Genomic DNA, 20,523 nt, shown 5'->3' with positions numbered 1-20,523 from the left:
TTCCCCCTGGTAGGACGGATGCCTCCATTCCCCAGGAACTGCGCGATCTTGTCCAACGGCTACCGGACCGTCTGTCAGGTACGGCTTGATGCGGCGGTGGCCGGCGCGAAGGTCACCGAAAGGTTCTTCAGGAAGCGGAAATTGATGCTGTCCTGCCAGGTGGGGCCGGGTTCCGCGAGGCGGAGGTCCCTGGTGCGCGCGAGGAGCCGGCTCAGCGCGATCTCGACCTCCGCCACCGCCAGCGAGGCCCCCAGGCAGTAGTGGATGCCGTGCCCGAAGGAGAGGTGGTCGGCGGAGCCACGGGTGATGTCGACCCGGTCGGGGTTCTCGTACTTCAGGGGGTCGTGGTTGCCTGAGCCGAGCACCAGGGTCACCGATTCGCCTGCCGCGATCCTGTGCCCCCGCACTTCGAGGTCTACGAGTGCGACCCGGGTGGTGAACTGCACGGAGCTGTCGTAGCGCAGCAGTTCGTGGGCGGCCTTCGTGGCCAGCTCCGGCTGCGAACGCAGCAGTTCCAGTTGGTCCGGCTGGCGGAGCAGGGCCAGGACCGCGTTGCCGATGAGGTGGGTGGTGGTGGCCTGTCCGGCATCGATGAGCAGCAGGAAGTTCGCGAAGACCTCGTCCTCGGTGAAGTCGCCCTGCTGGAGCTGTTCGGCGATCATCTGCGTGAAGAAGTCGGTGCCGGTCCCGTCGCGGCGGGCCGACGCCCCCTCGTCGAAAGCGGCACGCAGCTGGGTGACACGCGGGATCTCCTTGCGGGACTGGGCGAAGAACTCCAGCAGCAGGCCCTGCCAGTTGCCCAGCAGGTGTTCGGCGTGCTGGGGAACTCCGGCCAGTCGTCCGATCACGCCCCGGGTGAGCGGCTCGGAGAAATCGTGGATGACGTCCATCCGTCCCTGATCGACGACCTTGTCCAGAAGTTCATCGGTGAGTCCCTCGATGACCGGGCGCATCTCGCGGATGAAGCGGGGCGTCAGGCCCGGCCGTATCAGATGCCGCAGTCGTGTGTGGCGGGGCGGTTCGTGGAAGACCATCATGTCCGCCAAGGCGTCCTTGAGCGGTTTCAGTTCAGCGCGCGCGTCAGCCGGCAACGACTCGTGGAAGCTCTCGATCCGGGCGCCCGAGAGCCGGTCGTCCTTGGACAGTGAGCTGATCTCCTCGTAGCCGAGGATCACCCAGCTGCGCATCCACTTGTCATAGTGGACCGGGTGATTTTCACGGAGCTCGCGATAGAACGGGTACGGGTCGGCGGCCAGATCCGGGGTGAACAATTTCAGCAGGCTCGGCACCTCTTGCACGGGCATGGTTCGACCAGCTTTCTGTCGGCTCGAGAACGAGCTGAGAACGGTACTTCGAAGTCCTGGAAACACCGGACGCCGGGTTCGCCGGAATGGACAACCGCGGGGAACAGAGGCGCGGACGGCAGGAAAAGTGGTGGCGGGAACGGCCGCTCGACCGGCTCGAACCTACCACCGCGCACGGCTTCGCCCGGCGATGTACGGACCTGACAGATCGGTCATCGGAGGGTGGACAACCCTTGTCCGTTCCTGGGGAATGAAGCCACGTTCCGTCGGCGGAGGCTGCTCGCCGGCCAACCTTGGAGGCTGGCTCAGATGTCCGAACTCATTGAGGTGACAGGGGCGTTGCCCGCACCGTGGGGGATGGAATCCGCTGTCGTCGCGGGGGGCGCGGCCGGGGTCGGACAGCCCTCGTGGAACGCGCAGCGCGCGTCGCCGATGGCGTTCCACCGCTATGCGCGTGAGGGGTCCAGGCTGTCGCAGGAGCTGACCGACCGCACATGGCCCGGGCGGGAGATCAAGAAGGCTCCGCTGTGGGCATCGGTGGATCTTCGCGACGGCAATCAGTCACTCGCCAACCCCATGGACTCCCGGCGCAAGGGAATGATGTTCGACCTGCTGGTGCGGACCGGGTTCAAGGAGATCGAGGTCGGTTATCCCGGTGCCAGCGCTGCGGAATTCGAATTCGTCCGGGAGCTGATCGAGCACGACAGGATTCCCGACGACGTGACCATCGTCGTGTTCACGCCGGCTCGGCCTGACATGATCGACCGGACCTTCGAGGCGATCCGGGGAGCGAAGCGGGCGGTGGTGCACCTGTGCCTGGCGACCGCGTGCCTGTGGCGGGACGTGGTGTTTTCCATGTCCCCCCAGGAACTCAGGGACTTCACCCTGCGGGGGGCCGAGCACGTGGCCGCGCGGGCGGCCTCGATGCGCGCGGCGAACCTGCGCTTCGAGTTCTCACCGGAGACGTTCAACGTGACCGAGCCGGAGTTCGCGCTGGACCTTTCCAACGCGGTCGCCTCGGTGTGGGAGGCCAGCCCTGACCGGCCGGCGATCCTGAACCTTCCCACCACGGTGGAGACCGATTCCCCCAACGTCTTCGCCGACCAGGTCGAGTGGATGCACCGGAACCTGGACAACCGTGGTTCGATCATCCTGTCCGTCCACCCGCACAACGACCGAGGTACCGCGGTCGCCTCGGCCGAACTGGCCGTGATGGCCGGCGCGGACCGGATCGAGGGCACGCTGTTCGGCAACGGTGAGCGGACCGGCAACGCGTGCCTGGCCACGCTGGCGCTCAATCTGTTCAGCCGGGGTGTCGATCCCCAACTGGACTTCTCCGACATCGACGCGGTCCGCCGTACGGTCGAGGAGAGCAACCAGATGCCGGTGCCCGCGCGCCACCCGTACGTCGGTGACCTGGTCTACACGGCCTTCTCCGGCACGCACCAGGACGCGATCGGCAAGGGACTGGCCGCCCTGGAGCAGCGGGCCACCCGCACCGGCCGCCCTGTGGCCGAGCTGCCGTGGGAAGTTCCCTACCTGCCCATCGACCCCAAGGACGTGGGCCGGACGTACGAGTCCGTCGTCCGCGTCAACAGCCAGTCCGGCAAGGGCGGCGTCGCCCAGGTACTCAAGACCCACTACGGACTCGACCTGCCACGCGAGCTGCGGGTGGAGTTCGCCAAGGCTGTCCAGCGGATCACCGACGAGAGCGGCGTCGAGGTCACGTCCCGCCGCCTGTGGGAGATCTTCAGCGACACCTATGTCGAGCCTCGGCCTGGTCTGCTGCTGAAGGAAGTCCGCGCGACGCGTGAGGAGAACGTCAGCCGCCTCTCGGTCAGGCTGGTCGAGCCCGACGGAAACGAGCAGGTTCTCACCGGCTCCGGGGAGTGCCTCACCGACGCGCTGGTGGACGCACTCAGCGGAACGAGCCACCAGGTTCGGCTTCACGCCGTCACGCAACACGAAGTCGACGACGCGGTCGGCCCGCGCACCGCCGTCTATCTGCGGACCGGCAGTGGCCCCGGCACCGCCTATGGCGTGGGCATCGACGCCGATCCGGCCGTCGCGACCGCCACCGCGTTCTTCAACTCCATCAACCGGGCTCGTTCCGCCTCCTGATGTGAAGGTGTACTCCTTGAACAGATTCAACGGCGCCCTGGCTGACCCGGTGACCGCCGCTGCCGCCCCTCCCGCCTCGGTCGGCACCGGTGGTGTGCTGCTGGGCCTGGCCGTTCTGCTCGCCGTGGCCTACGTGTTCAGCAGGCTGGCCCAGAGGTTCCACCAGCCGGTTGTGATGGGAGAGATCGTCGCAGGCATCGCCCTGGGGCCCAGCCTGCTGGGGCTCCTCCCGGGCGACCTCTCCCATCTGTTCTTTCCCCCCGCCGTACGGCCGTTCCTGCAGGTCATCGCCCAACTGGGCCTGGTTCTGTTCATGTTCGGAGTGGGCTACCGGCTCGAAATCGCGCACCTTCGGGGCGCCGGCCGCCAGGTCACAGCCGTTTCCCTCGGCTCGGTCACCCTGCCCTTCCTCCTGGGCATGGGTCTGGCGGCCGTACTGGCTCCATGGTTCATCACTTCGGAGTTGGGGACGGAAGGCCTTCTGGAGCCGGCCCTGTTCATGGGTGTGGCGATGTCCATCACCGCGTTCCCCGTGCTGGCCCGGATCATCGACGAGCGGGGCCTGAACAAGAGCAGGCTCGGCTCGATCGCGCTCACCTGCGCCGCGATCCAGGACTTTCTCGCGTGGTGCGTGCTCGCGGTGGTCGTCGCCCTGGTGCACGCCACCGGCGCGGGGTCGCTGGCGTGGATGGCCGTCGAGGCAGCCGCGTTCGTACTCGGCCTGCTCTACGTCGTCCGCCCCGCCCTGCGGTGGCTGCTGGCGCCCGAGCGGCGTTGGGCGGGCGGTCCCGTCACCCACGCCGCACTGGTCATCGGCCTGCTGATGTGCGCGTGGGCCACGGAAGAGATCGGCCTTCACGCGGTGTTCGGCGCCTTCGCCTTCGGTGCGGTCGTCCCGCGCCGGCACATCGACGCTCTCGCTCCGGAGGTCCCCGAGCGCATCGAGCAGACCAGCCTCTTCCTGCTGCCCGCCTTCTTCACCGTGACCGGGCTCTCGGTGAACCTGGGCGGTCTCGGCTGGCAGGGCGCGCTCATGCTTCTGGCCGCGGTCGCGGTGGCGTGCGCAGGAAAGTTCGTGGGCGCGTTCGGCGCCGCCGTGCTCACCGGGGCATCGGCTCGTGAGTCGACGGCACTGGGCGTTCTCCTCAACGCACGCGGCCTGACCGAGCTGGTCATCCTCAATGTGGGTCTCTCGCTGAAGGTCCTGGACTCCAGGATGTTCACCGCCATGGTCTTCATGGCGGTGATCACCACCATCATGACCGGACCCCTCCTGCACCGGATCCACCCGCTGGAGGGGCGGCCTTCGACACGGGAGCGCTCACCGGACCCGGTCGGCGCCAAACGATGAGCCGCGGTTCATGACGTCCGCCGCTCGCCGGGCCACCGGCGAGCGGCGTCCGCCGCGGCGGCACCTACGACCCCGGACGGTCAGCCTTCCAGGGAGGCCCATATGCGTCCGGCCACGCCGGACGCGGGTGTTTTGCCGGGGCGCATGCCTTCCAGGTGCGGGCGGAACTTCGCGGCCAGCATGCGACCGAATTTCTCAGCCCTGCGCTCCTCGTCGAGATCGACATCGGTGCGGGCGGCGAAACGGGCGACGGCATCGTCGAGGCTCCACCGGTCACCGATCATGCGCGCCGCGACAGCCGCACCGGCGGCACCGCCGTGCTGCCCGCAGCTTCCTTCCTTGCGGTGCCACAGCTCGTGCCCGACGATCACCATCTGGTGCAGCGGCGATGTGTTCGCCTCGACGACGATCGCCTCGAAGTCGCCCATGTCGAGCCACAGGCCACTGACCGTGTCCTGGGGAAACGGCTCGAGCATCAGGCGCACCTCACGCCCGCTGCTCTCCGTCACGTACGCGCAGACGGCCCGGAACAGTTCGACCGGAGTGTCCGGTAATGGACGGGCCGTGCCCGTGAACAGCTCATCGCGATGTCGCTTCATTTCGCGGTACGTCCCCACCGCGCCCCCCATGCATCACATTCCGTACCATCCCCGCAGGTCCGGTCTACGTACTCCGGGCCTCCCGGGCCCGCTCCTCACGTGCCCGCCGGGCAACCGACTCGATCAGTGCGATGAGCGGCTGCGCCGTGTCGTCGGGCACCTCGGCCAGCGCGCGCGCCGCGTATCCGACCACTCCGAGTTCCGGATTCAGTCCGGATCCGGTGTCCCCGCCCTCCAGACGCTGGAGGTGTTGGGACTGGCGCTCGAAGGCCCGCTCCAGAAGATCCTTGTGGATCTCGAGCAGAACCCGGTCGAGGGCCTCGGCCGGGCTGGCCACCAAGAACTCGATCCTCTCCCCGAAGAACTGCGCGATCCCAGCGGCGTGGTCCAGATTCGGAGCCTTACCCGTCTTGATCATCTTGTCGAGCCACTGCGGACTCGTACCCGCCCCCGCCGCGATCTCCGCGAGCGAGTAGATACGGCGCTGACCGTCGGTCGAGGGCCTCAGACGTGTGGCGCGCAGGAAGAGGATCCGGTCCAGCACCCGCCGATGGCGTGCTTCCACCACGTCCGCACCGCCCTCGGCGGCAGACGCCACCGGCTCGCCGCGCAGCAACGCCTCGACTTCCGCCACGGGCAGCCCGGAGGCGTAGGACAGCCCGCCCTCTCCCTCAACTCTCAGCACGTCCTCGCGCTCGTCACCCAACCGGTCGAGGAGGGTGACGATGCGATGGAGCGTGCTCACAGGATCAGCGGTAGGTCTGTCACTCAACGCTTGCTCCCACGGACTCCGACGGCCTTGACGTTTCGAGCTCTGACCGTAGCCGTTCACGCAACGTGAGAGCAACGACGAATGATCTGCTCTCAGCCAGAGATTCTACGTCGGAGATCGCTGCGCCCCTGCCATGGGTGCAGCGCCGCGGTGGCGGGGCCGGAGCCGCAGAGCCCGGGAGATGCGGACCAGGAGGTCGCAGTACTCGGTCTCGGACGAGCGCAGGGCGTGGGCGGCACGGCAGCTCTCGTCGTCGCCGACCGGGGCGGTGCGTGCGCGGGCGTCAGCGGCTGCCTCCAGCATGGCGGCAAGGCCGGCCGCCACGGCGTCCGGCCGGCGCGCACCCTTCAGAACCGCCTCGCGGTAGGCCAGTTCGCGTATCCCGTCGGAGCAGTAGGGGCGCAGTTGGAGTATGCAGTCCTGGATGTTCGTCATGCGGTTGACCAGGTGCTGCTCGGGTCCGGCGTACCAGGGCGTGGCCAGCGCGAGGGGGCCCGGGGCACTGGTGGCGGGTGGGCGCACGACCCGCATCAGATGGGCGAGCGCGAGGAACGTACTCACGGGCTTGGCAAGGCGTTCGGTGAACCAGGGGCCGAAAATCGGCAGGAGGAAGCCAAGGGTGACGATGACGGCTGCGATGGAACTGAACGAGGCGGCCCGATCGTTGAGTACGTCCCAGTTCCGTCCGGTCCAGCGGGCGGCGACGGCGAGCAGTTTGACCACTCCGTAGGTGAGGTTCGCCAGGAACCCGGCGACGAGCACGTACAGCCCGGCCCGCAGCCAGTCGTCGGCCGTGGACGATCCGTTCGTCCGGGTCTCTTTGCGGATGGCGAGCGTCCAGCGCCAGCACACGATCGTGGCAGCGGCCGCAGCCACGATGTTCGCGAGCAGATAGAGCAGCAACATCTCGCTGATGTAGGGGGTGGTGGCGTAGTAGGTGTCGAAGTCGCGCTGCCTCTCGTCCGGCGCGTCGCCGAGGATGAAGCAGCTGATGACCGCCACGCCCACGAGGAGGTGTCCCAGGATCCAGAGACGCACACGCCGCCGGGTATGCGCCCTGCCTTCCGTGTCCCCTCTCCAGTTCTCGATCAGAGCCAAGCAGGTGCACGCGTACGCGCACAGGATGCATTGGACCAGCACAGCCGAGAAGTTGCAGACTCCGGTGACCCGGTTGACCACCGTGACGGTGGGCGGGGCGGAGAAGAAGAATCCGGCGCAGTGCAGAAAGATCAGAGTGTTGACGGTGCGGACCAGAGGGCTGCGCCACCCCCTCACCAGGGCGGGAAGCTTGACCAGCAGCACGACGCCCAACGCGGCTGCGGGAACATACAAGTTGAAACCTTGTTGCACGGTCAGCCTTCCAGTGGTGCCCAGATGCAGCCGGCCACGCCGGTGAGTTCGGCGCCGTCGATGTCGCCCGCAAGCGGGGCCAGGAATTCCCTGTGAAGTGCTGACGCGGATCGCGTCCCGTCACGTCTCATCCGGAAACGGCTGACCCCGCCATCGGGCAAACCCTCGGTCATCAGCCGCATCGGCCCCCCATGCATCATTCCAAGATCATGCCAGTGAACCGCGGTTCTTCCGGGAGCGCGACACCGCTCTCACTCCGCTTTCGTCGCCCCCGGCGCGTCCAAGGCATCGCGGATCTCCCGCGCCCGATCCTCACGCGCCCGTCGTGCGATCGATTCGATGAGCGCCACGATCGGCTTGGCCGTCTCATCGGGTACGTCGGCCAAACACCGGGCCGCGTTCCCGACAACGCCCAGCTCGGACATCACGTCGTCGGCCGGGCCCGCGTTCTTGAACCTGTGCACGTCAGCGTCCTGCCGCTCCACGGCCTGCTCCAGCAGGCCCACGTGAATGCGCTGCAGCACACGATCCAGCGCCTCGGCGGGCGGGTCCACCAGAAAATCGATCCGCTCCCCGAAGAACCTCGCGATCCCATCCGCGTGGTCGAGGTTCGGGACTCTGCCCGTCTTGATCATCTTGTCGAGCCACTGCGCGCTCGTGCCCGCGCCGGCCGCGATCTCCGCCAGCGAATAGATCCGGCACTGCCCGTAGGGCAGGCGCAGCAGGCGCGTGGCGCGCAAGAAGAGGATCCGCTCGACCACCCGCCGACGGCGCACCTCCACCGGGTCCGCCCCGAGGCCGACGGCCGTGTCGGACAGCGCCCGATCGCCGCGCAGCAAAGCCTCGACGTCCTGCGCCGGCAATCCGGAAGCGTACGAGAGCCCGCTCTCGCCCTCGACCCGCAGCACCTCCTCGCGATCACGGCCGACCCGGTCGAGGATGGCCACGATGCGTCGAACGGTGCTCACCGGATCCGGAGCAGACCTGTCACTCACCGCATACACTCCAGGACTCCAAGCGCTGACCATCCGAGCGTGACCGTAACCGCTCACCTGCCGCAATAGCAACCACCGCTGACGAGGGATCAGCCAGGGTTGCGTCAGGTTCCCGGTGGAGGACTCGCACCGGTCCCGGCCGGCGCTCAGCGCGAACATGCGGCAGGCCGCCCGCCCCGCAAGTCACCGCGACCGGCCCCGGCACGCCCGTTCGCCCGCGACGGCGTTTCGCCGCTGCCGCTCGCCCCCACCGGCACCGTCGCCCGCACGCAGCTTCGGCTTGCAGCAGGTAATACGAAATCGTGAAGTCCGAATCCGTGCCATCCGAGTGGTCGGCCCTGCTTGCTCTGCAGCGGGCCACCCACGCCACCCTGCACGTGCTTGCCGCAGAGCTCGTCGACCTGGACCTGACCGCCTCCGAGATCAACGCACTGGCCAACCTGGCCGACGGCCGCGGCCGGACCGTGTCCGAACTCGGCGCGGCCGTGGGCACCCGCCCCACCACGCTGACCAGCGTCCTGGACCGCCTGGAACGACGCGGCCACATCACCCGCGGCGCCAGCCCGGGAGACCGCCGCAAGGTGCTCATCGCACTCACCCCGTCCGGACAGCTGACCGCCACCACGATCCGTCAGGCGATCGCCGATCTGGAGCACCGCGCGCTCGACGGCCTGCCGGCGGATGCGATCGCAGGCCTGCGCGCTGCCCTGCAAGCCCTGACGGAGGTGCCCTCATGACCGCTCACCCCCCGCACGCCGCCGACGCGCCCGACTTCGAAGCCTTGCTGGCCGAAGTGATGGCGACCGCCGAGCGGTTCGGCCACCGGGAACATGTCCATCTGACGTGGCTGGCCGTGCGGCGGGTCGGTGTGCTCGCGGCAATCGGCCTGGTCAGCGACGGCATCCAGCGCACCGCCCGCTATGCGGGGGCGCCTCAGAAGTACCACGCCAGTGTCAGCCGGGCCTGGGTGGAGCTGGTCGGTCACCACGCGGCCGAACACGGCGAAGACGGCTTCACCGCGTTCGCCGACCACCATCCCGCCCTGCTCGACAAGCGACTCCTGACGGCCCGCTTCTACCGCCCGTCGACGCTGGCCTCCTCGCAGGCGAAGACGGACTGGATCGAGCCCGACCTCGCCCCTTTCCCGTGGTAAGGCGCCGGCCGGGGGCGGTCCCCCGGCCGACAGCGGTCAGGCCTTCTTGACCACGCTCGACTTGAGCTGCATGGCGCCGAATCCGTCGATCTTGCAGTCGATGTCGTGGCCGTCGACCCCGTCGACGAGGCGGATGTTGCGCACCTTGGTGCCCGCCTTGATCCCCGACGGGCTTCCCTTGACCTTGAGGGCCTTGACGACGGTCACGGTGTCGCCGTCGTTCAGCACGTTCCCGACGGCGTCCTTGATCACCCGCTCGCCGGGGGCGCTCGCGTCATCCGCCCCGGCCGCGGCCGGAACCCACTCGTGGGCGCACTCCGGGCAGACCATCAGAGCGTTCATCTCGTAGGTGTACTCACTGGAGCACTTCGGGCACGGGGGCAGGCTCGCCGTCATCAGTTCTGTCCTAGCTTGTGCGTACGCGCGGAGCACTGGAGGCACCCGCGCGCGATCAGGGAACCAGGATATCCAGATTGCAAACTTCTGCAATTCGCTACATCCTCAGGACGCCGCAGCACGGACTGATCGCAGTATCTACAAATTGCAAAAGTCTGCAATTTCATAGATGCTATAGGCGTTGTGCCCGTAGGTAGCCGCGGGCACAGCACCAGACATGTGCCCCGCCGCTCGGGGTGGTGAGAAGGGTGCGAGACCGTGCCGGTTCCGCTGTACCAGGCCAAGGCCGAGTTCTTCCGCATGCTCGGGCACCCGGTGCGGATAAGGGTGCTGGAGCTGCTGCAGGACGGGCCGATGCCGGTACGCGGCCTGCTGGCCGCGATCGAGGTAGAGCCTTCCGCCCTGTCGCAGCAGCTCGCGGTGCTGCGCCGCTCGGGGATCGTCACCTCGGTCCGTGACGGCTCGACGGTGGTCTACGAGCTGGCGGGCGGGGACGTCGCGCAGCTGATGCGGGCGGCACGGCGCATCCTGACCGAGGTGCTGACCGGGCAGAGCGAGCTGCTGGAGGAGCTGCGCTATTCCGAGGTCCCGGCGCCGTGAGCGTGAACGCCGTGCTGACATCCGTGCTCGGCCGGGTCCGATCGGTGCTGCCTGCCCAGGCCGACTTCGCGGTCATGGGCCGCAGTCCCCGCCGGGACCTCCTGGCCGGACTGACCGTGGCGGTCGTCGCCCTCCCGCTGGCGCTCGGCTTCGGGGTCTCCTCGGGGCTGGGCGCGGAGGCCGGACTCGCTACCGCAGTGGTCGCGGGCGCTCTTGCCGCCCTGTTCGGCGGGTCGAACCTCCAGGTGTCCGGTCCGACGGGTGCGATGACCGTGGTCCTGGTGCCGATCGTGGCCCAGTACGGGCCCGGCGGTGTCCTGACCGTGGGCTTCATGGCCGGTGTCCTGCTGATCGGCCTCGCCCTCCTTCGCGCCGGGCAGTACGTGCGGTACGTGCCGGCGCCCGTGGTGGAGGGGTTCACCCTCGGTATCGCGTGCGTGATCGGCCTTCAGCAGATACCCAACGCGCTCGGGGTGGCGAAGCCCGAGGGCGAGAAGGTCCTGCTGGTGGCCTGGCGGGCGCTCGTGGATTTCGTGGCATTCCCGAACTGGACCGCGATCGGCTTCTCCCTCTCCGTCGCGGCGGTGATGCTGGTGGGGGCCCGGTGGAAGCCGACGGTCCCGTTCTCCATCGTCGCGGTGACCGCCGCGACCGTGGTCGCGAAGCTCTTCCATCTGGACGCGGCGGCCCCGATCGGGAACCTGCCCTCCGGGCTCCCCGCCCCCTCCCTCGCCTTCCTCGACGTCTCGGCACTCGGCTCCCTGCTGGCTCCCGCCGTTGCGGTGGCCGCCTTGGCAGCCCTGGAGTCGCTGCTGTCGGCCACCGTCGCGGACGGGATGACCGTGGGGCAGAAACACGATCCGGACAAGGAGCTGTTCGGGCAGGGCATCGCCAACCTCGCAGCCCCCCTGCTCGGCGGCGTACCCTCCACCGCTGCCATCGCCCGGACCGCGGTCAACGTCCGCACCGGCGCGTCCTCCCGGCTGGCCGCCCTCACCCACGCCGCCGTGCTCGCGGTGATCGTGTTCGCCGCCGCACCCCTCGTCTCGGAGATCCCCCTCGCCGCCCTGGCGGGGGTGCTGCTGGCGACGGCAATCCGGATGGTCGAGGTCGGCTCGCTCCGCGCGATGGTGAAGGCGACCCGCGCGGACGCGGTCGTACTGGTTCTGACCGCTGCGGCGACCCTGGTCCTCGACCTCGTCTACGCCGTGATCATCGGCCTCGTCGTCGCGGGGGCGCTCGCCTTGAAGGCGGTCGCGGGTCAGGCGCGGATGGAGCAGGTCGACTTCCGCCCGGACCTGCCCGGAGAGCACAGCGACGAGGAACACGCCCTCCTGGCGGAGCACATCGTCGCCTACCGCATCGACGGCCCCCTCTTCTTCGCCGGCGCCCACCGCTTCCTCCTCGAACTCTCCGAGGTCGCCGACGTGAAGGTCGTCATCCTGCGCATGTCGAGGGTGACCGCCCTGGACGCCACCGGCGCCCTCGTCCTCAAGGACGCCGTGGAGAAGCTGAACCGGCGCGGCATCGCCGTCCTCGCCTCCGGCATCCGGCCCGGCCAGCGCCAGGCCCTGGACGCCGTCGGCGCCCTGGACCTGCTGCGCCCGGAGGGCTGTGATTACGCCACCACCCCGGAGGCGATCGCCGGGGCCCGCAAACACCTGGAGCAGGCGGGGCTGCTGGCCGGTATCCGTCACCGACCGCACCGCACCCGGAAGGCCGCACGATGACCGGGTTCCGCCTGGCCCGCACCGTGACGGGGGCGGGCCTGTGAGCCTCCAAGGCCAGACGATGCCCTACCGGCACGTACTGGACGTACCCGCGATGGGCTCGGCCGTCCGCATCGCCCGCGAGACCACCGAACTCGTCCTCGTGGAGTGCGGCGTGGGGCTGCGGCATCCGAGCGTGGGCCCGGCGTTGCTGATCCTGTCCGAGCTGGTCACCAACGCCGTCCGCCACGCCGCCGCCCTTTCCCCGACCATCACGGTCACCTACGCGCACGGACCGGGGGCGTTCGCGTTCGCCGTCCACGACCGCCACCCCTACCGGCCGGCCCTCTTCGGGGCGTACGAGCGCCCCGGGCAGCGGCCTGGCCATGGTGGTCGAAATGACGATGGAGCTCGGCGGCACCGCCGTCCTGCGCACCGATACGGACGGGCGCGGCAAGGCCATCTGGATCACTTTCCCCCTATGAAGCCGAGGAGCTGACCATGACGATCGAATGGCGTTACACCGCCCGCCAGGACCTGGGAGTACTGTCCCTGGCGGGATATCTCGGCCCGGACGCGACGGACCGGTTCACCGGTGCCATCGGCTGGGCGGTCGCCCGGGGCACCGGTCCGGTCATCTTGGACCTGACCGGGCTGCTGGGCTGGTCGGCCGGCGGGCAGATCGCCGTCGCCCAGGCCGCACGCCGCCTCGCCGGACACGGTCGCCGCCTGGAACTCGCGGCCATACCCGCGGACGGCTCCCTCGTCCCCGACGCCACCTGCCCGCCCGTCCCCGTCCACTGCGACCTCGCCACCGCCCTGGCTGCCCACGGCGACCACGGCACGGTCGAGCAGTGGAGCACCGATGACTGGACCGCCGCGCAGGACCCCGAGGAACCCGCCCTCGCCTGAGACCTGCACCGGCACCGACCTCTCTGGGGGGCCGAACGTCACGAACCTCGCCCACCGGGGTCCCAGGAGTTGCAGGGATCTGCAATTGTGGAGGTCACAAGGTGTGAAGAGGGGCGTGACGGATGCTCCTACGAAGGAACGGTTCCGGGTGGATGCGATGGGCAGTCAAGGCAGGAGTACCCAGGTGAGCACACCGCTGTACCAGCTCAAGGCGGAGTTCTTCAAAACGCTGGGGCACCCGGTCCGCATCCGCGTCCTGGAACTCCTGTCCGTCCGCGAGCACGCGGTCGCCGAGATGCTCCCCGAGGTCGGAGTGGAGGCCGCGAGCCTCTCCCAGCAGCTGGCCGTCCTGCGCAAGGCCAACCTGGTGGTCACCCGCCGCGAAGGCTCCAACGTCTACTACAGCCTCACCCACCCCCAGATCGCTGAACTGCTGCGGGTCGCCAGAGGCATCCTTTCCGGCGTCCTCCAAGGCCAAGCCGAACTCCTGGCGGACCTCCGCGCCACCGGCCACCCCTAGGGTCTGTCGTCGGACGGTGCGGTCCACTGGGTCCGGCCCCGCGTGCGGCGGTCCGCCCGGCGAGACCTTGAGCGCGCCGGTGTCACCGGCGCGGGAAGCACGTCAGTCTGCTTCGTGCCGCGCGAGTGACCGCCCACCGTGCGCCGCAGGACCACAGGCATCGGTCCCAGCCGCTCGCACAGCTCGGCTCGCCGCGTAGAGGGCCGACCCTGCGGGGAACACAGCAGGGTCGAGGCTCCGCGCCCCGGTGAGCTCCGGGTACAGCCGCAGCTCACACGGGAGACAGCCGAACGCCGAAATATACCCCCGGGGGTACTGATGCTACGCTCGAGATATACCCCCGGGGGTAATTCTCGCGAGAAGGAGCGACAGCGTGTTCTTCATCGACACCCTTGATCTGGAAGGGCTCGGCAACCGCAGCTACCTGGCGGGCGGTGCCCACACGGCCGTGGCGGTGGATCCGCCGCGCGACGTCGACCAGGTACTCGCCGTGGCGGCCCGGCACGGCGTACGGATCTCCCACGTCGTGGAGACGCATGTCCACAACGACTACGTCACCGGCGGCCTGGACCTGGCCCGCCTCACCGGCGCGGTCTACCACGTGCCCGCCGCGGCCCGGGTGTCCTTCGCCCGCACCCCCGTCCATGACGGCGACACCTTCGCCGTGGACGACGGAATCACGCTGCGGGCCCTGGCCACCCCCGGCCACACCCCGCACCACACCTCCTACGTACTGGAGGAACAGGGGGCAGCCGTCGCCGTGTTCACCGGGGGTTCCCTGCTGATCGGTACGGTGGGACGGCCGGACCTGGTCGAGCCCCGCCTGACCGAGGAGCTGGCCCGCGCCCAGCACGCCTCCGCGCACCGGCTGGCCGCCGAACTGCCGGACGAGACCGAGGTACTGCCCACCCACGGGTTCGGGAGCTTCTGCTCCTCCGCCCAGGCCGACGGGGACGCCACCACCATCGGCAAGGAGAAGGCGGGCAACGACGCGCTCGTCCAGGACGTCGACACCTTCGTCGCCGCCCTGTTGGCCGGGCTCGACGACGTGCCCGCGTATTACGCACACATGGGACCGACGAACGCCGCGGGGCCGGCTCCGGTCGACCTCACCGCTCCCCCCGTGGCGGACGCCGCCGATATCGCGGCCCGCCTGTCCGCCGGGGAGTGGGTGGTCGACCTGCGCAACCGCATCGCCTTCGCCCAGGGCCACGTAGCGGGAACGTACAACTTCGAGGCCGACGGGAAGATCGCGGCCTACCTCGCGTGGCTGATCCCCTGGGGCAAGCCCGTCACGCTCCTCGCGGAATCCCCCGAGCAGCTGGCGAAGGCTCAGCGGGAACTGGCCCGGGTCGGAATCGACCGCCCGGCCGCCGCTGCCACCGGAGAGCCTGCCGAGTGGATCTCTGCGAACGAAGAGCTGCGGGACTTCCCACGGGCCACGTTCGCCGACCTCGCCGCTCTGGACCCCTACGAGCACCGGATCGTGCTGGACGTACGACGGGACTCCGAACGCGCGGATGGATGGATCAAGGATTCGGTGCACATCCCGATCCACCAGCTCCACCGACGCCAGGGCGAGGTGCCGACCGGAGTGGTGTGGGTCCACTGCGCGGGCGGAATGCGCGCGGGGATCGCCGCCTCCCTGCTCGACGCAGCCGGACGCGATGTCGTGGCCGTCGACGACTCCTTCGACGCCGCCCGGAGCGCGGGCCTCCCGATGGTCACCGGACCCCGTTCCGAAAACAGCTGACGACTCGCCCTCCCCGTTCCCCACGAGCGAAGGACCCGATGATGTTCCTCTTCCGACGCGGCCCCGCCCGCGTGACTCCAGCCGATGCCCACCGGCGCACCCGTGACGAGGGCGCCGTCCTGCTCGACGTACGCGAGTCGGCGGAATGGACGGCCGGGCACGCGCCCGGCGCCGTGCACGCCCCGCTCTCCGCCCTGCTGGCCGGCGGCGGCCTGCCCCCGGCTGCCGAGGGACGGCCGCTGATGGTCATCTGCCGCTCCGGGCACCGGTCCCAGCGGGCCGCGAGACTCCTGACCGGACGGGGAGCTTCGGCCGTCGACATCCAGGGCGGCATGAACGCCTGGGCCGCAGCCGGACTTCCGGTCGTCGACGACCGCGGAAACAGCGGCTCGATAGCGTGAGCACGCTCATCCTCGCCCTGATCGCGGGAGCCGTTGTCGGTCTGGCACTCGGCGCCCTGGGGGGCGGCGGCAGCGTGCTCGCGGTCCCGGCACTGATCTACCTGCTCGGATTCACCCCGGCGGCCGCCACCACCGCGTCGCTGATCATCGTCACCGCCACTTCCGCCACCGCTCTCTACACCCACGCCGCCTCCGGCAACGTCCGCTGGAGAACCGGCACCCTCTTCGCAGCCGCCGGCATCCCTCCCGCCATGGCGGCAGCCGCCCTCGCCGCACGACTGCCCGGACAGCTGCTCACCGCCGCGTTCGCAGCCGTCACGGGCCTCGCGGCCCTGCGCATGCTCAAGTCCCCCGCGTCCGAGGACGAGTTCCGCCCGGTCCGCCCCGTACGGGCCGCCGGAGCCGGCGCGGGCCTGGGCACGGTCACCGGATTCCTGGGCGTCGGCGGCGGATTCCTCGCCGTCCCCGCCCTCGTAGGAGTGCTGGGCCTGAGGATGCGGGCGGCCATCGGGACCAGCCTGCTCGTCATCACCGTCAACTCGCTCGCCGCGCTCACCGTCCGTACCGGCGGCGCCGCACCTCTGGACTGGGCGGTCGTCGCGCCCTTCACCGGGGCGGCGATCCTCGGCGCCTGGGACGGAAAGCGCCTGTCCGCCGCGATCAAGGGCCCGGCCCTGCAACGGATCTTCGCGGTCGTGCTGCTGTCCGTCGCGGCCTTCATGCTCACCGACGCGATCCGCTGACAGCGGAGCCACCCCCACGGCCACACCCCCAAGGCCACACCCCCACGCTCGCCCGGCGTCCGCACCCGGACACCGCCGACACCCATCAGGAGACAGTCCGCCATGACCTCCCCCCACGCCCTCAGCTCCGAACAGGCCCTCACCCGCCTGCACGAGCTCACCGTCCTCGACGTCCGCACTCCCGGCGAATACGCCGCAGGTCACCTGCCCGGCGCCCTGAACATCCCCCTCGATCAGATCTCACGCGCCCTCCCCGCCATCCGCCACGCCGCCGACCGCGGCGGCATCCTGGTCGTCTGCGCCTCCGGAGCACGCTCCGACAGTGCCCGCAAGACGCTCGCCGAGCACGGCATCGACACCGCCACCCTCGCCGGGGGCACCGGCGCCTGGGCCGCCGCGGGCCACGACCTCCACCGCCCCGAGCAAGCCTCGCGCGCCACGTGGGGCATGGAACGCCAGGTCCGCCTGACCGCCGGCGCCCTCGTCCTCGCGGGCCTCGGGCTCGGCCTGATCCACCCCGCTCTGCAGCTCGTCTCCGCCGCCGTCGCGGGCGGCCTGGCCTTCTCCGCCCTCACCGACAGCTGCGGCATGGCAGCCGTCCTCGCCAAGCTCCCCCACAACCGTCCGCAGCGTGGCGACATGGATGCCACACTCGCGGCCCTCCTCGATCACTGACTCCGGAGACAAATACCCCCTGGGGTACCATGGGGACGAACAGCACACCAAGCAGGAGGTACCCGGTGAAGGTCGACGACGACGCGGTCAGCTCAGTCCTCAACCGACTGCGCCGCGCCCAGGGGCAGCTCGCCGGCGTCATCGCCATGATCGAAGCCGGCCGCGACTGCAAGGACGTCGTCACCCAGCTCGCGGCCGTCTCCAGGGCACTCGACCGCGCGGGATTCAAGATCATCGCCAGCGGCATGCGCCAGTGCATGAACAACGCCGACGAATCCCAGGCACCCATGACCGAGGAAGAACTCGAAAAGCTCTTCCTCACCCTGGCCTGACACCCATCCGGAAGGTGCACGCCCCGTAGTGCCGCCTTGGCGGCTCCGCGCACCTCTCTCCCGCCGTCGGCGATCACCGTGGGGTTGCCCCACGGTGCCGCAGCAGCCGTTGCGGCGCCCTCACCAGGAGCGCAGGCTGCTGTACAGGCGGAGCCGAACCCGGCCGGGAGGTGAACGAGGGCATGGCGCACCCCGCGGACCACCGCACCACGGGCAAGGAGCGCAGCACGGCGGTGCTGGATGTGCGGGGCATGGTGTGCGCGAGCCAGCAGGGCACCGTCGCGGCCGTACTCGGCCGCCGACCCGGCGTGCTCGACGTTGAGGTCAACCCCGTGGCGCAGTCGGCCACAGTCGTCTTCGACCCGCGGCGGACCTCACTCGCCGAGCTGCGCGACTGGGTGACCGAATGCGGTTACCACTGCGCCGGCCAGTCGGTTCCCTCGCACATCTGTGATCCGATGCAGGAACCGGACCCGCCCGGTTCCACGGCTGCGCCGGAGCGCCCTCGCACGACGCCCGTGACGGCGGCAGGCACGCGTTCGCCCGACGAGGCGACGGAATACGGCGAGCACGGCGGGCACGGCGAGATGTCGATGGCCGCGATGGTCACCGACATGCGGAACCGCTTCCTTGTCGCGGTGGCGTTCTCCGTCCCGATCGTGGTCTGGTCGCCGATCGGCGAGGAGGTCTTCGGCTGGCACGCGCCCGTTCCGTTCGGCTTGCGCCAGGACGTGTGGGCACTGTTGCTGAGCCTGCCGGTGATCTTCTACTCGTGCTCGATCTTCTTCGTGGGCGCTGTCCGGGCCCTGCGTGCCCGTACGTTGGACATGATGGTGCTCGTGGCGGTCGCCGTCGGTGCCGGCTGGCTGTACTCCCTCGTCGTCACCCTCACCGGGGGCGGGGACGTCTTCTACGAGGCGGCCACCGTGCTGGCCTCCTTCGTCCTGCTGGGCCACTGGTTCGAGATGCGTGCCCGCGGCGGCGCCAACGATGCCGTTCGCACGCTCCTGGACCTTGCCCCGTCGAAGGCCGTGGTTCTTCGGGACGGCCGGCCCGTGGAGGTCGCCACCGCCGAGGTCCTCGTCGGGGATCTGCTGCTCGTACGCCCCGGTACGAAGATCGCCGCGGACGGGGTCGTGGAGGAGGGCGAGAGCGAGGTCGACGAGTCGACCGTGACCGGGGAGAGCATGCCCGTGCACAAGGGCCCCGGCTCCCCGGTGGTCGGCGCCACCCTCAACGCCAACGGCACGCTGCGGGTGCGGGCGACCAGGGTCGGTGCGGACACGGCACTGGCCCAGATCGTCCAGCTCGTCCAGGAGGCCCAGAATTCCAAGGCCCCCGGCCAGCGGCTCGCCGACCGGGCCGCCTTCTGGCTCGTCCTCGTCGCGCTCGTCGGCGGCGCCCTCACCCTGTCCGTATGGCTGCTCGCCACCGACAGGCCCTTCAGCGAAGCCATGCTCTTCGCCATCACCGTGGTCGTCATCACCTGCCCGGACGCACTGGGCCTGGCCACCCCCACCGCGATCATGGTCGGGACCGGGCTGGGCGCCCGGCGGGGCGTGCTGTTCAAGAACGCCATGTCCCTGGAGGCGTCCGCGGGTGTCCGCACTGTCGTCATGGACAAGACCGGCACCCTCACCAAAGGCGAACCCGAAGTCACCGACGTGATCAGCGTCCGCGGCGGCGACGAGGACGTGCTGCGGCTGATCGCGGCCGTCGAGCGGGAATCCGAGCATCCGCTGGCTGCTGCGGTCGTACGGTACGCCGCCACGCGCGGCGTCGCCGCGGCGCAGGCCCGCCACTTCGAGAACGTACCGGGCCACGGTGCGACGGCCGTGGTCGACGGCCACCGGGTCGCGGTCGGCAACCGCCGCCTGAGCGAACGTGAAGGCGTCGACCTCGGGGCCCTGGGCGGCCGGCGCGAGGAGCTGGTCGCCACCGGCCGCACTGTCGTCATCGCCGCCGTCGACGGCCGGGTGGCGGCCCTGATCGGGATCGCCGACGCGCTGCGGGAGACCTCCGCCGCAGCGGTGGCCGACCTCCACAGCCTCGGCGTCGAGGTCGTCATGCTCACGGGCGACAACCGGGCGACCGCCGAACGGATCGCTCAGCGCCTGGGCATCAACACCGTCATCGCCGACGTCCTCCCCGGCGACAAGGCCGCCAAGATCAGCGAACTCCAGCAGGGCGGCCGCACGGTGGCCATGGTCGGTGACGGTGTCAACGACGCGCCCGCCCTCGCCCAAGCCGACGTGGGCATCGCGATCGGCGCCGGCACCGACGTCGCCATCGAGGCCGCCGACCTCGTCCTGATGCGCTCCGACCCCCTGGACGTCCCCACCGCCCTGCGCATCGGCCGGGGCACCCTGCGCAAGATGCGCCAGAACCTCGGCTGGGCCATCGGCTACAACGCCGTCGCCCTGCCCGTCGCCGCCGGGGTCTTCGAACCCGCCACGGGCCTGATCCTCCGCCCCGAGATCGCCGCCCTGTCCATGTCCGGGTCCAGCATCATCGTCGCCGTCAACGCGCTCGCGCTCAAACGCCTCCACCTGCCCCGCCGTGAGCAATCGGATCCAGCGGGCGGGGACGACGGCCGGGACTAGCCAACCGGCTCAGCCCCGGCGCGCCACTCTCGCTTGCGTCCCACGCCGGGAAATACGACCGGCCGCGAGTCCCTCACTCCACCACAGGTTCGCCGAGGAGATCGGTCCGACAGGGGAACAACTGGGCAACTTCCCCCAGGCGTTCACCCACCTGTCCCTCATCATGGCCGCCTTCACCCTCGACGAGGCACTCGACGCGAAGCGCAGGGCTGACGCTTGACTCTGCGTACCCGT

At 69.8% G+C, this 20,523-nt stretch carries 20 protein-coding genes and 1 pseudogene; 15 read left to right on the top strand and 6 right to left on the bottom strand.

What is annotated here, in order from left to right; translation table 11 throughout:
- Positions 1 to 74: 74 nt before the first annotated feature.
- A complete protein-coding gene (locus tag OG429_RS33970) occupies positions 75 to 1,304 on the bottom strand; it encodes a cytochrome P450 (protein WP_328929085.1) in 1,230 nt (409 codons plus the stop codon).
- Between the two features lie 309 nt (positions 1,305 to 1,613).
- Here OG429_RS33970 and OG429_RS33965 point away from each other — a divergent pair, with 309 nt between their 5' ends.
- Entirely contained in the window at positions 1,614 to 3,425 is a 1,812-nt protein-coding gene (locus tag OG429_RS33965; RefSeq protein ID WP_405677210.1) for a 2-isopropylmalate synthase, read from the top strand.
- Positions 3,426 to 3,441: 16 nt separating this feature from the next.
- The gene (locus OG429_RS33960) at positions 3,442 to 4,776 is read left to right on the top strand and encodes a cation:proton antiporter (RefSeq protein WP_328929084.1); all 1,335 of its coding nucleotides are present in this window, start codon (positions 3,442 to 3,444) and stop codon (positions 4,774 to 4,776) included.
- Positions 4,777 to 4,856: 80 nt separating this feature from the next.
- Here OG429_RS33960 and OG429_RS33955 read toward each other — a convergent pair whose 3' ends face one another.
- The 4 genes from OG429_RS33955 to OG429_RS33940 form a co-directional block, all read right to left on the bottom strand.
- Positions 4,857 to 5,375, bottom strand: a complete 519-nt coding sequence (locus tag OG429_RS33955) for a toxin-antitoxin system, toxin component (RefSeq protein ID WP_328929083.1) — start codon at positions 5,373 to 5,375, stop codon at positions 4,857 to 4,859.
- Positions 5,376 to 5,439: 64 nt separating this feature from the next.
- Positions 5,440 to 6,120: a hypothetical protein gene (locus OG429_RS33950; RefSeq protein ID WP_328929082.1), complete on the bottom strand. Its 681-nt coding sequence runs from the start codon at positions 6,118 to 6,120 to the stop codon at positions 5,440 to 5,442.
- Positions 6,121 to 6,252: 132 nt separating this feature from the next.
- A complete protein-coding gene (locus tag OG429_RS33945) occupies positions 6,253 to 7,479 on the bottom strand; it encodes a DUF6545 domain-containing protein (protein WP_328929081.1) in 1,227 nt (408 codons plus the stop codon).
- 269 nt (positions 7,480 to 7,748) lie between these two features.
- Complete coding sequence (locus OG429_RS33940) at positions 7,749 to 8,492, bottom strand: hypothetical protein (protein ID WP_328929080.1); 744 nt, start codon at positions 8,490 to 8,492, stop codon at positions 7,749 to 7,751.
- A 302-nt stretch (positions 8,493 to 8,794) separates the two neighbouring features.
- Here OG429_RS33940 and OG429_RS33935 point away from each other — a divergent pair, with 302 nt between their 5' ends.
- Both OG429_RS33935 and OG429_RS33930 read left to right on the top strand, forming a co-directional pair.
- A complete protein-coding gene (locus OG429_RS33935; protein WP_328929079.1) occupies positions 8,795 to 9,229 on the top strand; it encodes a MarR family winged helix-turn-helix transcriptional regulator in 435 nt (144 codons plus the stop codon).
- Complete coding sequence (locus OG429_RS33930; RefSeq protein ID WP_328929078.1) at positions 9,226 to 9,645, top strand: hypothetical protein; 420 nt, start codon at positions 9,226 to 9,228, stop codon at positions 9,643 to 9,645. Before OG429_RS33935 ends, OG429_RS33930 begins: the two co-directional genes overlap by 4 nt.
- A 36-nt stretch (positions 9,646 to 9,681) precedes the next feature.
- On the opposite strand, the gene OG429_RS33925 is transcribed toward OG429_RS33930, so the two are convergent.
- Positions 9,682 to 10,041 carry a zinc ribbon domain-containing protein YjdM gene (locus OG429_RS33925; RefSeq protein ID WP_328929077.1) on the bottom strand — a complete coding sequence of 120 codons (360 nt, stop codon included), beginning with the start codon at positions 10,039 to 10,041 and terminating at the stop codon, positions 9,682 to 9,684.
- Between the two features lie 258 nt (positions 10,042 to 10,299).
- Here OG429_RS33925 and OG429_RS33920 point away from each other — a divergent pair, with 258 nt between their 5' ends.
- From OG429_RS33920 to OG429_RS33870, 11 genes and pseudogenes are all read left to right on the top strand, one after another.
- Positions 10,300 to 10,641: an ArsR/SmtB family transcription factor gene (locus tag OG429_RS33920; protein ID WP_328929076.1), complete on the top strand. Its 342-nt coding sequence runs from the start codon at positions 10,300 to 10,302 to the stop codon at positions 10,639 to 10,641.
- A gap of 74 nt (positions 10,642 to 10,715) precedes the next feature.
- Positions 10,716 to 12,371, top strand: coding sequence for a SulP family inorganic anion transporter (locus OG429_RS33915; protein ID WP_328930505.1), 1,656 nt, complete (start codon positions 10,716 to 10,718; stop codon positions 12,369 to 12,371).
- Positions 12,372 to 12,432: 61 nt separating this feature from the next.
- A pseudogene (locus tag OG429_RS33910) lies at positions 12,433 to 12,835 on the top strand (ATP-binding protein).
- Positions 12,836 to 12,851: 16 nt separating this feature from the next.
- Positions 12,852 to 13,262 (top strand): anti-sigma factor antagonist, encoded by a 411-nt coding sequence (locus OG429_RS33905; protein WP_328929075.1) that lies wholly within the window; start codon positions 12,852 to 12,854, stop codon positions 13,260 to 13,262.
- A 184-nt stretch (positions 13,263 to 13,446) separates the two neighbouring features.
- Positions 13,447 to 13,782 carry an ArsR/SmtB family transcription factor gene (locus OG429_RS33900; protein WP_328929074.1) on the top strand — a complete coding sequence of 112 codons (336 nt, stop codon included), beginning with the start codon at positions 13,447 to 13,449 and terminating at the stop codon, positions 13,780 to 13,782.
- Between the two features lie 373 nt (positions 13,783 to 14,155).
- Positions 14,156 to 15,535, top strand: a complete 1,380-nt coding sequence (locus OG429_RS33895) for a rhodanese-like domain-containing protein (RefSeq protein ID WP_328929073.1) — start codon at positions 14,156 to 14,158, stop codon at positions 15,533 to 15,535.
- 41 nt (positions 15,536 to 15,576) lie between these two features.
- A complete protein-coding gene (locus tag OG429_RS33890; protein WP_328929072.1) occupies positions 15,577 to 15,936 on the top strand; it encodes a rhodanese-like domain-containing protein in 360 nt (119 codons plus the stop codon).
- A complete protein-coding gene (locus tag OG429_RS33885; protein WP_328929071.1) occupies positions 15,933 to 16,679 on the top strand; it encodes a sulfite exporter TauE/SafE family protein in 747 nt (248 codons plus the stop codon). The genes OG429_RS33890 and OG429_RS33885 overlap by 4 nt, the downstream gene beginning before the upstream one ends.
- 102 nt (positions 16,680 to 16,781) lie before the next feature.
- A complete protein-coding gene (locus tag OG429_RS33880) occupies positions 16,782 to 17,354 on the top strand; it encodes a rhodanese-like domain-containing protein (RefSeq protein ID WP_328929070.1) in 573 nt (190 codons plus the stop codon).
- A gap of 65 nt (positions 17,355 to 17,419) precedes the next feature.
- Positions 17,420 to 17,686: a metal-sensitive transcriptional regulator gene (locus OG429_RS33875; RefSeq protein ID WP_328929069.1), complete on the top strand. Its 267-nt coding sequence runs from the start codon at positions 17,420 to 17,422 to the stop codon at positions 17,684 to 17,686.
- A 182-nt stretch (positions 17,687 to 17,868) separates the two neighbouring features.
- Positions 17,869 to 20,289, top strand: a complete 2,421-nt coding sequence (locus tag OG429_RS33870; RefSeq protein ID WP_328929068.1) for a heavy metal translocating P-type ATPase — start codon at positions 17,869 to 17,871, stop codon at positions 20,287 to 20,289.
- Positions 20,290 to 20,523: the final 234 nt, after the last annotated feature.

Origin of the sequence: Streptomyces sp. NBC_00190 (genome assembly GCF_036203305.1) — a bacterium.
GTDB lineage: Bacteria > Actinomycetota > Actinomycetes > Streptomycetales > Streptomycetaceae > Streptomyces.
The sequence above is the reverse complement of the archived record's forward strand: the minus strand, read 5'-3'. Positions and strand labels throughout refer to the sequence as shown.

What these genes read in the sequence shown, in the direction of transcription:
- OG429_RS33970 (WP_328929085.1), bottom strand. Translation starts at nt 1,304, where the DNA reads ATGCCCGTGCAAGAGGTGCCGAGCCTGCTGAAATTGTTCACCCCGGAT.
- OG429_RS33965 (WP_405677210.1), top strand. Translation starts at nt 1,614, where the DNA reads ATGTCCGAACTCATTGAGGTGACAGGGGCGTTGCCCGCACCGTGGGGG.
- OG429_RS33955 (WP_328929083.1), bottom strand. Translation starts at nt 5,375, where the DNA reads ATGAAGCGACATCGCGATGAGCTGTTCACGGGCACGGCCCGTCCATTA.
- OG429_RS33930 (WP_328929078.1), top strand. Translation starts at nt 9,226, where the DNA reads ATGACCGCTCACCCCCCGCACGCCGCCGACGCGCCCGACTTCGAAGCC.
- OG429_RS33925 (WP_328929077.1), bottom strand. Translation starts at nt 10,041, where the DNA reads ATGACGGCGAGCCTGCCCCCGTGCCCGAAGTGCTCCAGTGAGTACACC.
- OG429_RS33915 (WP_328930505.1), top strand. Translation starts at nt 10,716, where the DNA reads ATGGGCCGCAGTCCCCGCCGGGACCTCCTGGCCGGACTGACCGTGGCG.
- OG429_RS33905 (WP_328929075.1), top strand. Translation starts at nt 12,852, where the DNA reads ATGACGATCGAATGGCGTTACACCGCCCGCCAGGACCTGGGAGTACTG.
- OG429_RS33890 (WP_328929072.1), top strand. Translation starts at nt 15,577, where the DNA reads ATGTTCCTCTTCCGACGCGGCCCCGCCCGCGTGACTCCAGCCGATGCC.
- OG429_RS33880 (WP_328929070.1), top strand. Translation starts at nt 16,782, where the DNA reads ATGACCTCCCCCCACGCCCTCAGCTCCGAACAGGCCCTCACCCGCCTG.
- OG429_RS33870 (WP_328929068.1), top strand. Translation starts at nt 17,869, where the DNA reads ATGGCGCACCCCGCGGACCACCGCACCACGGGCAAGGAGCGCAGCACG.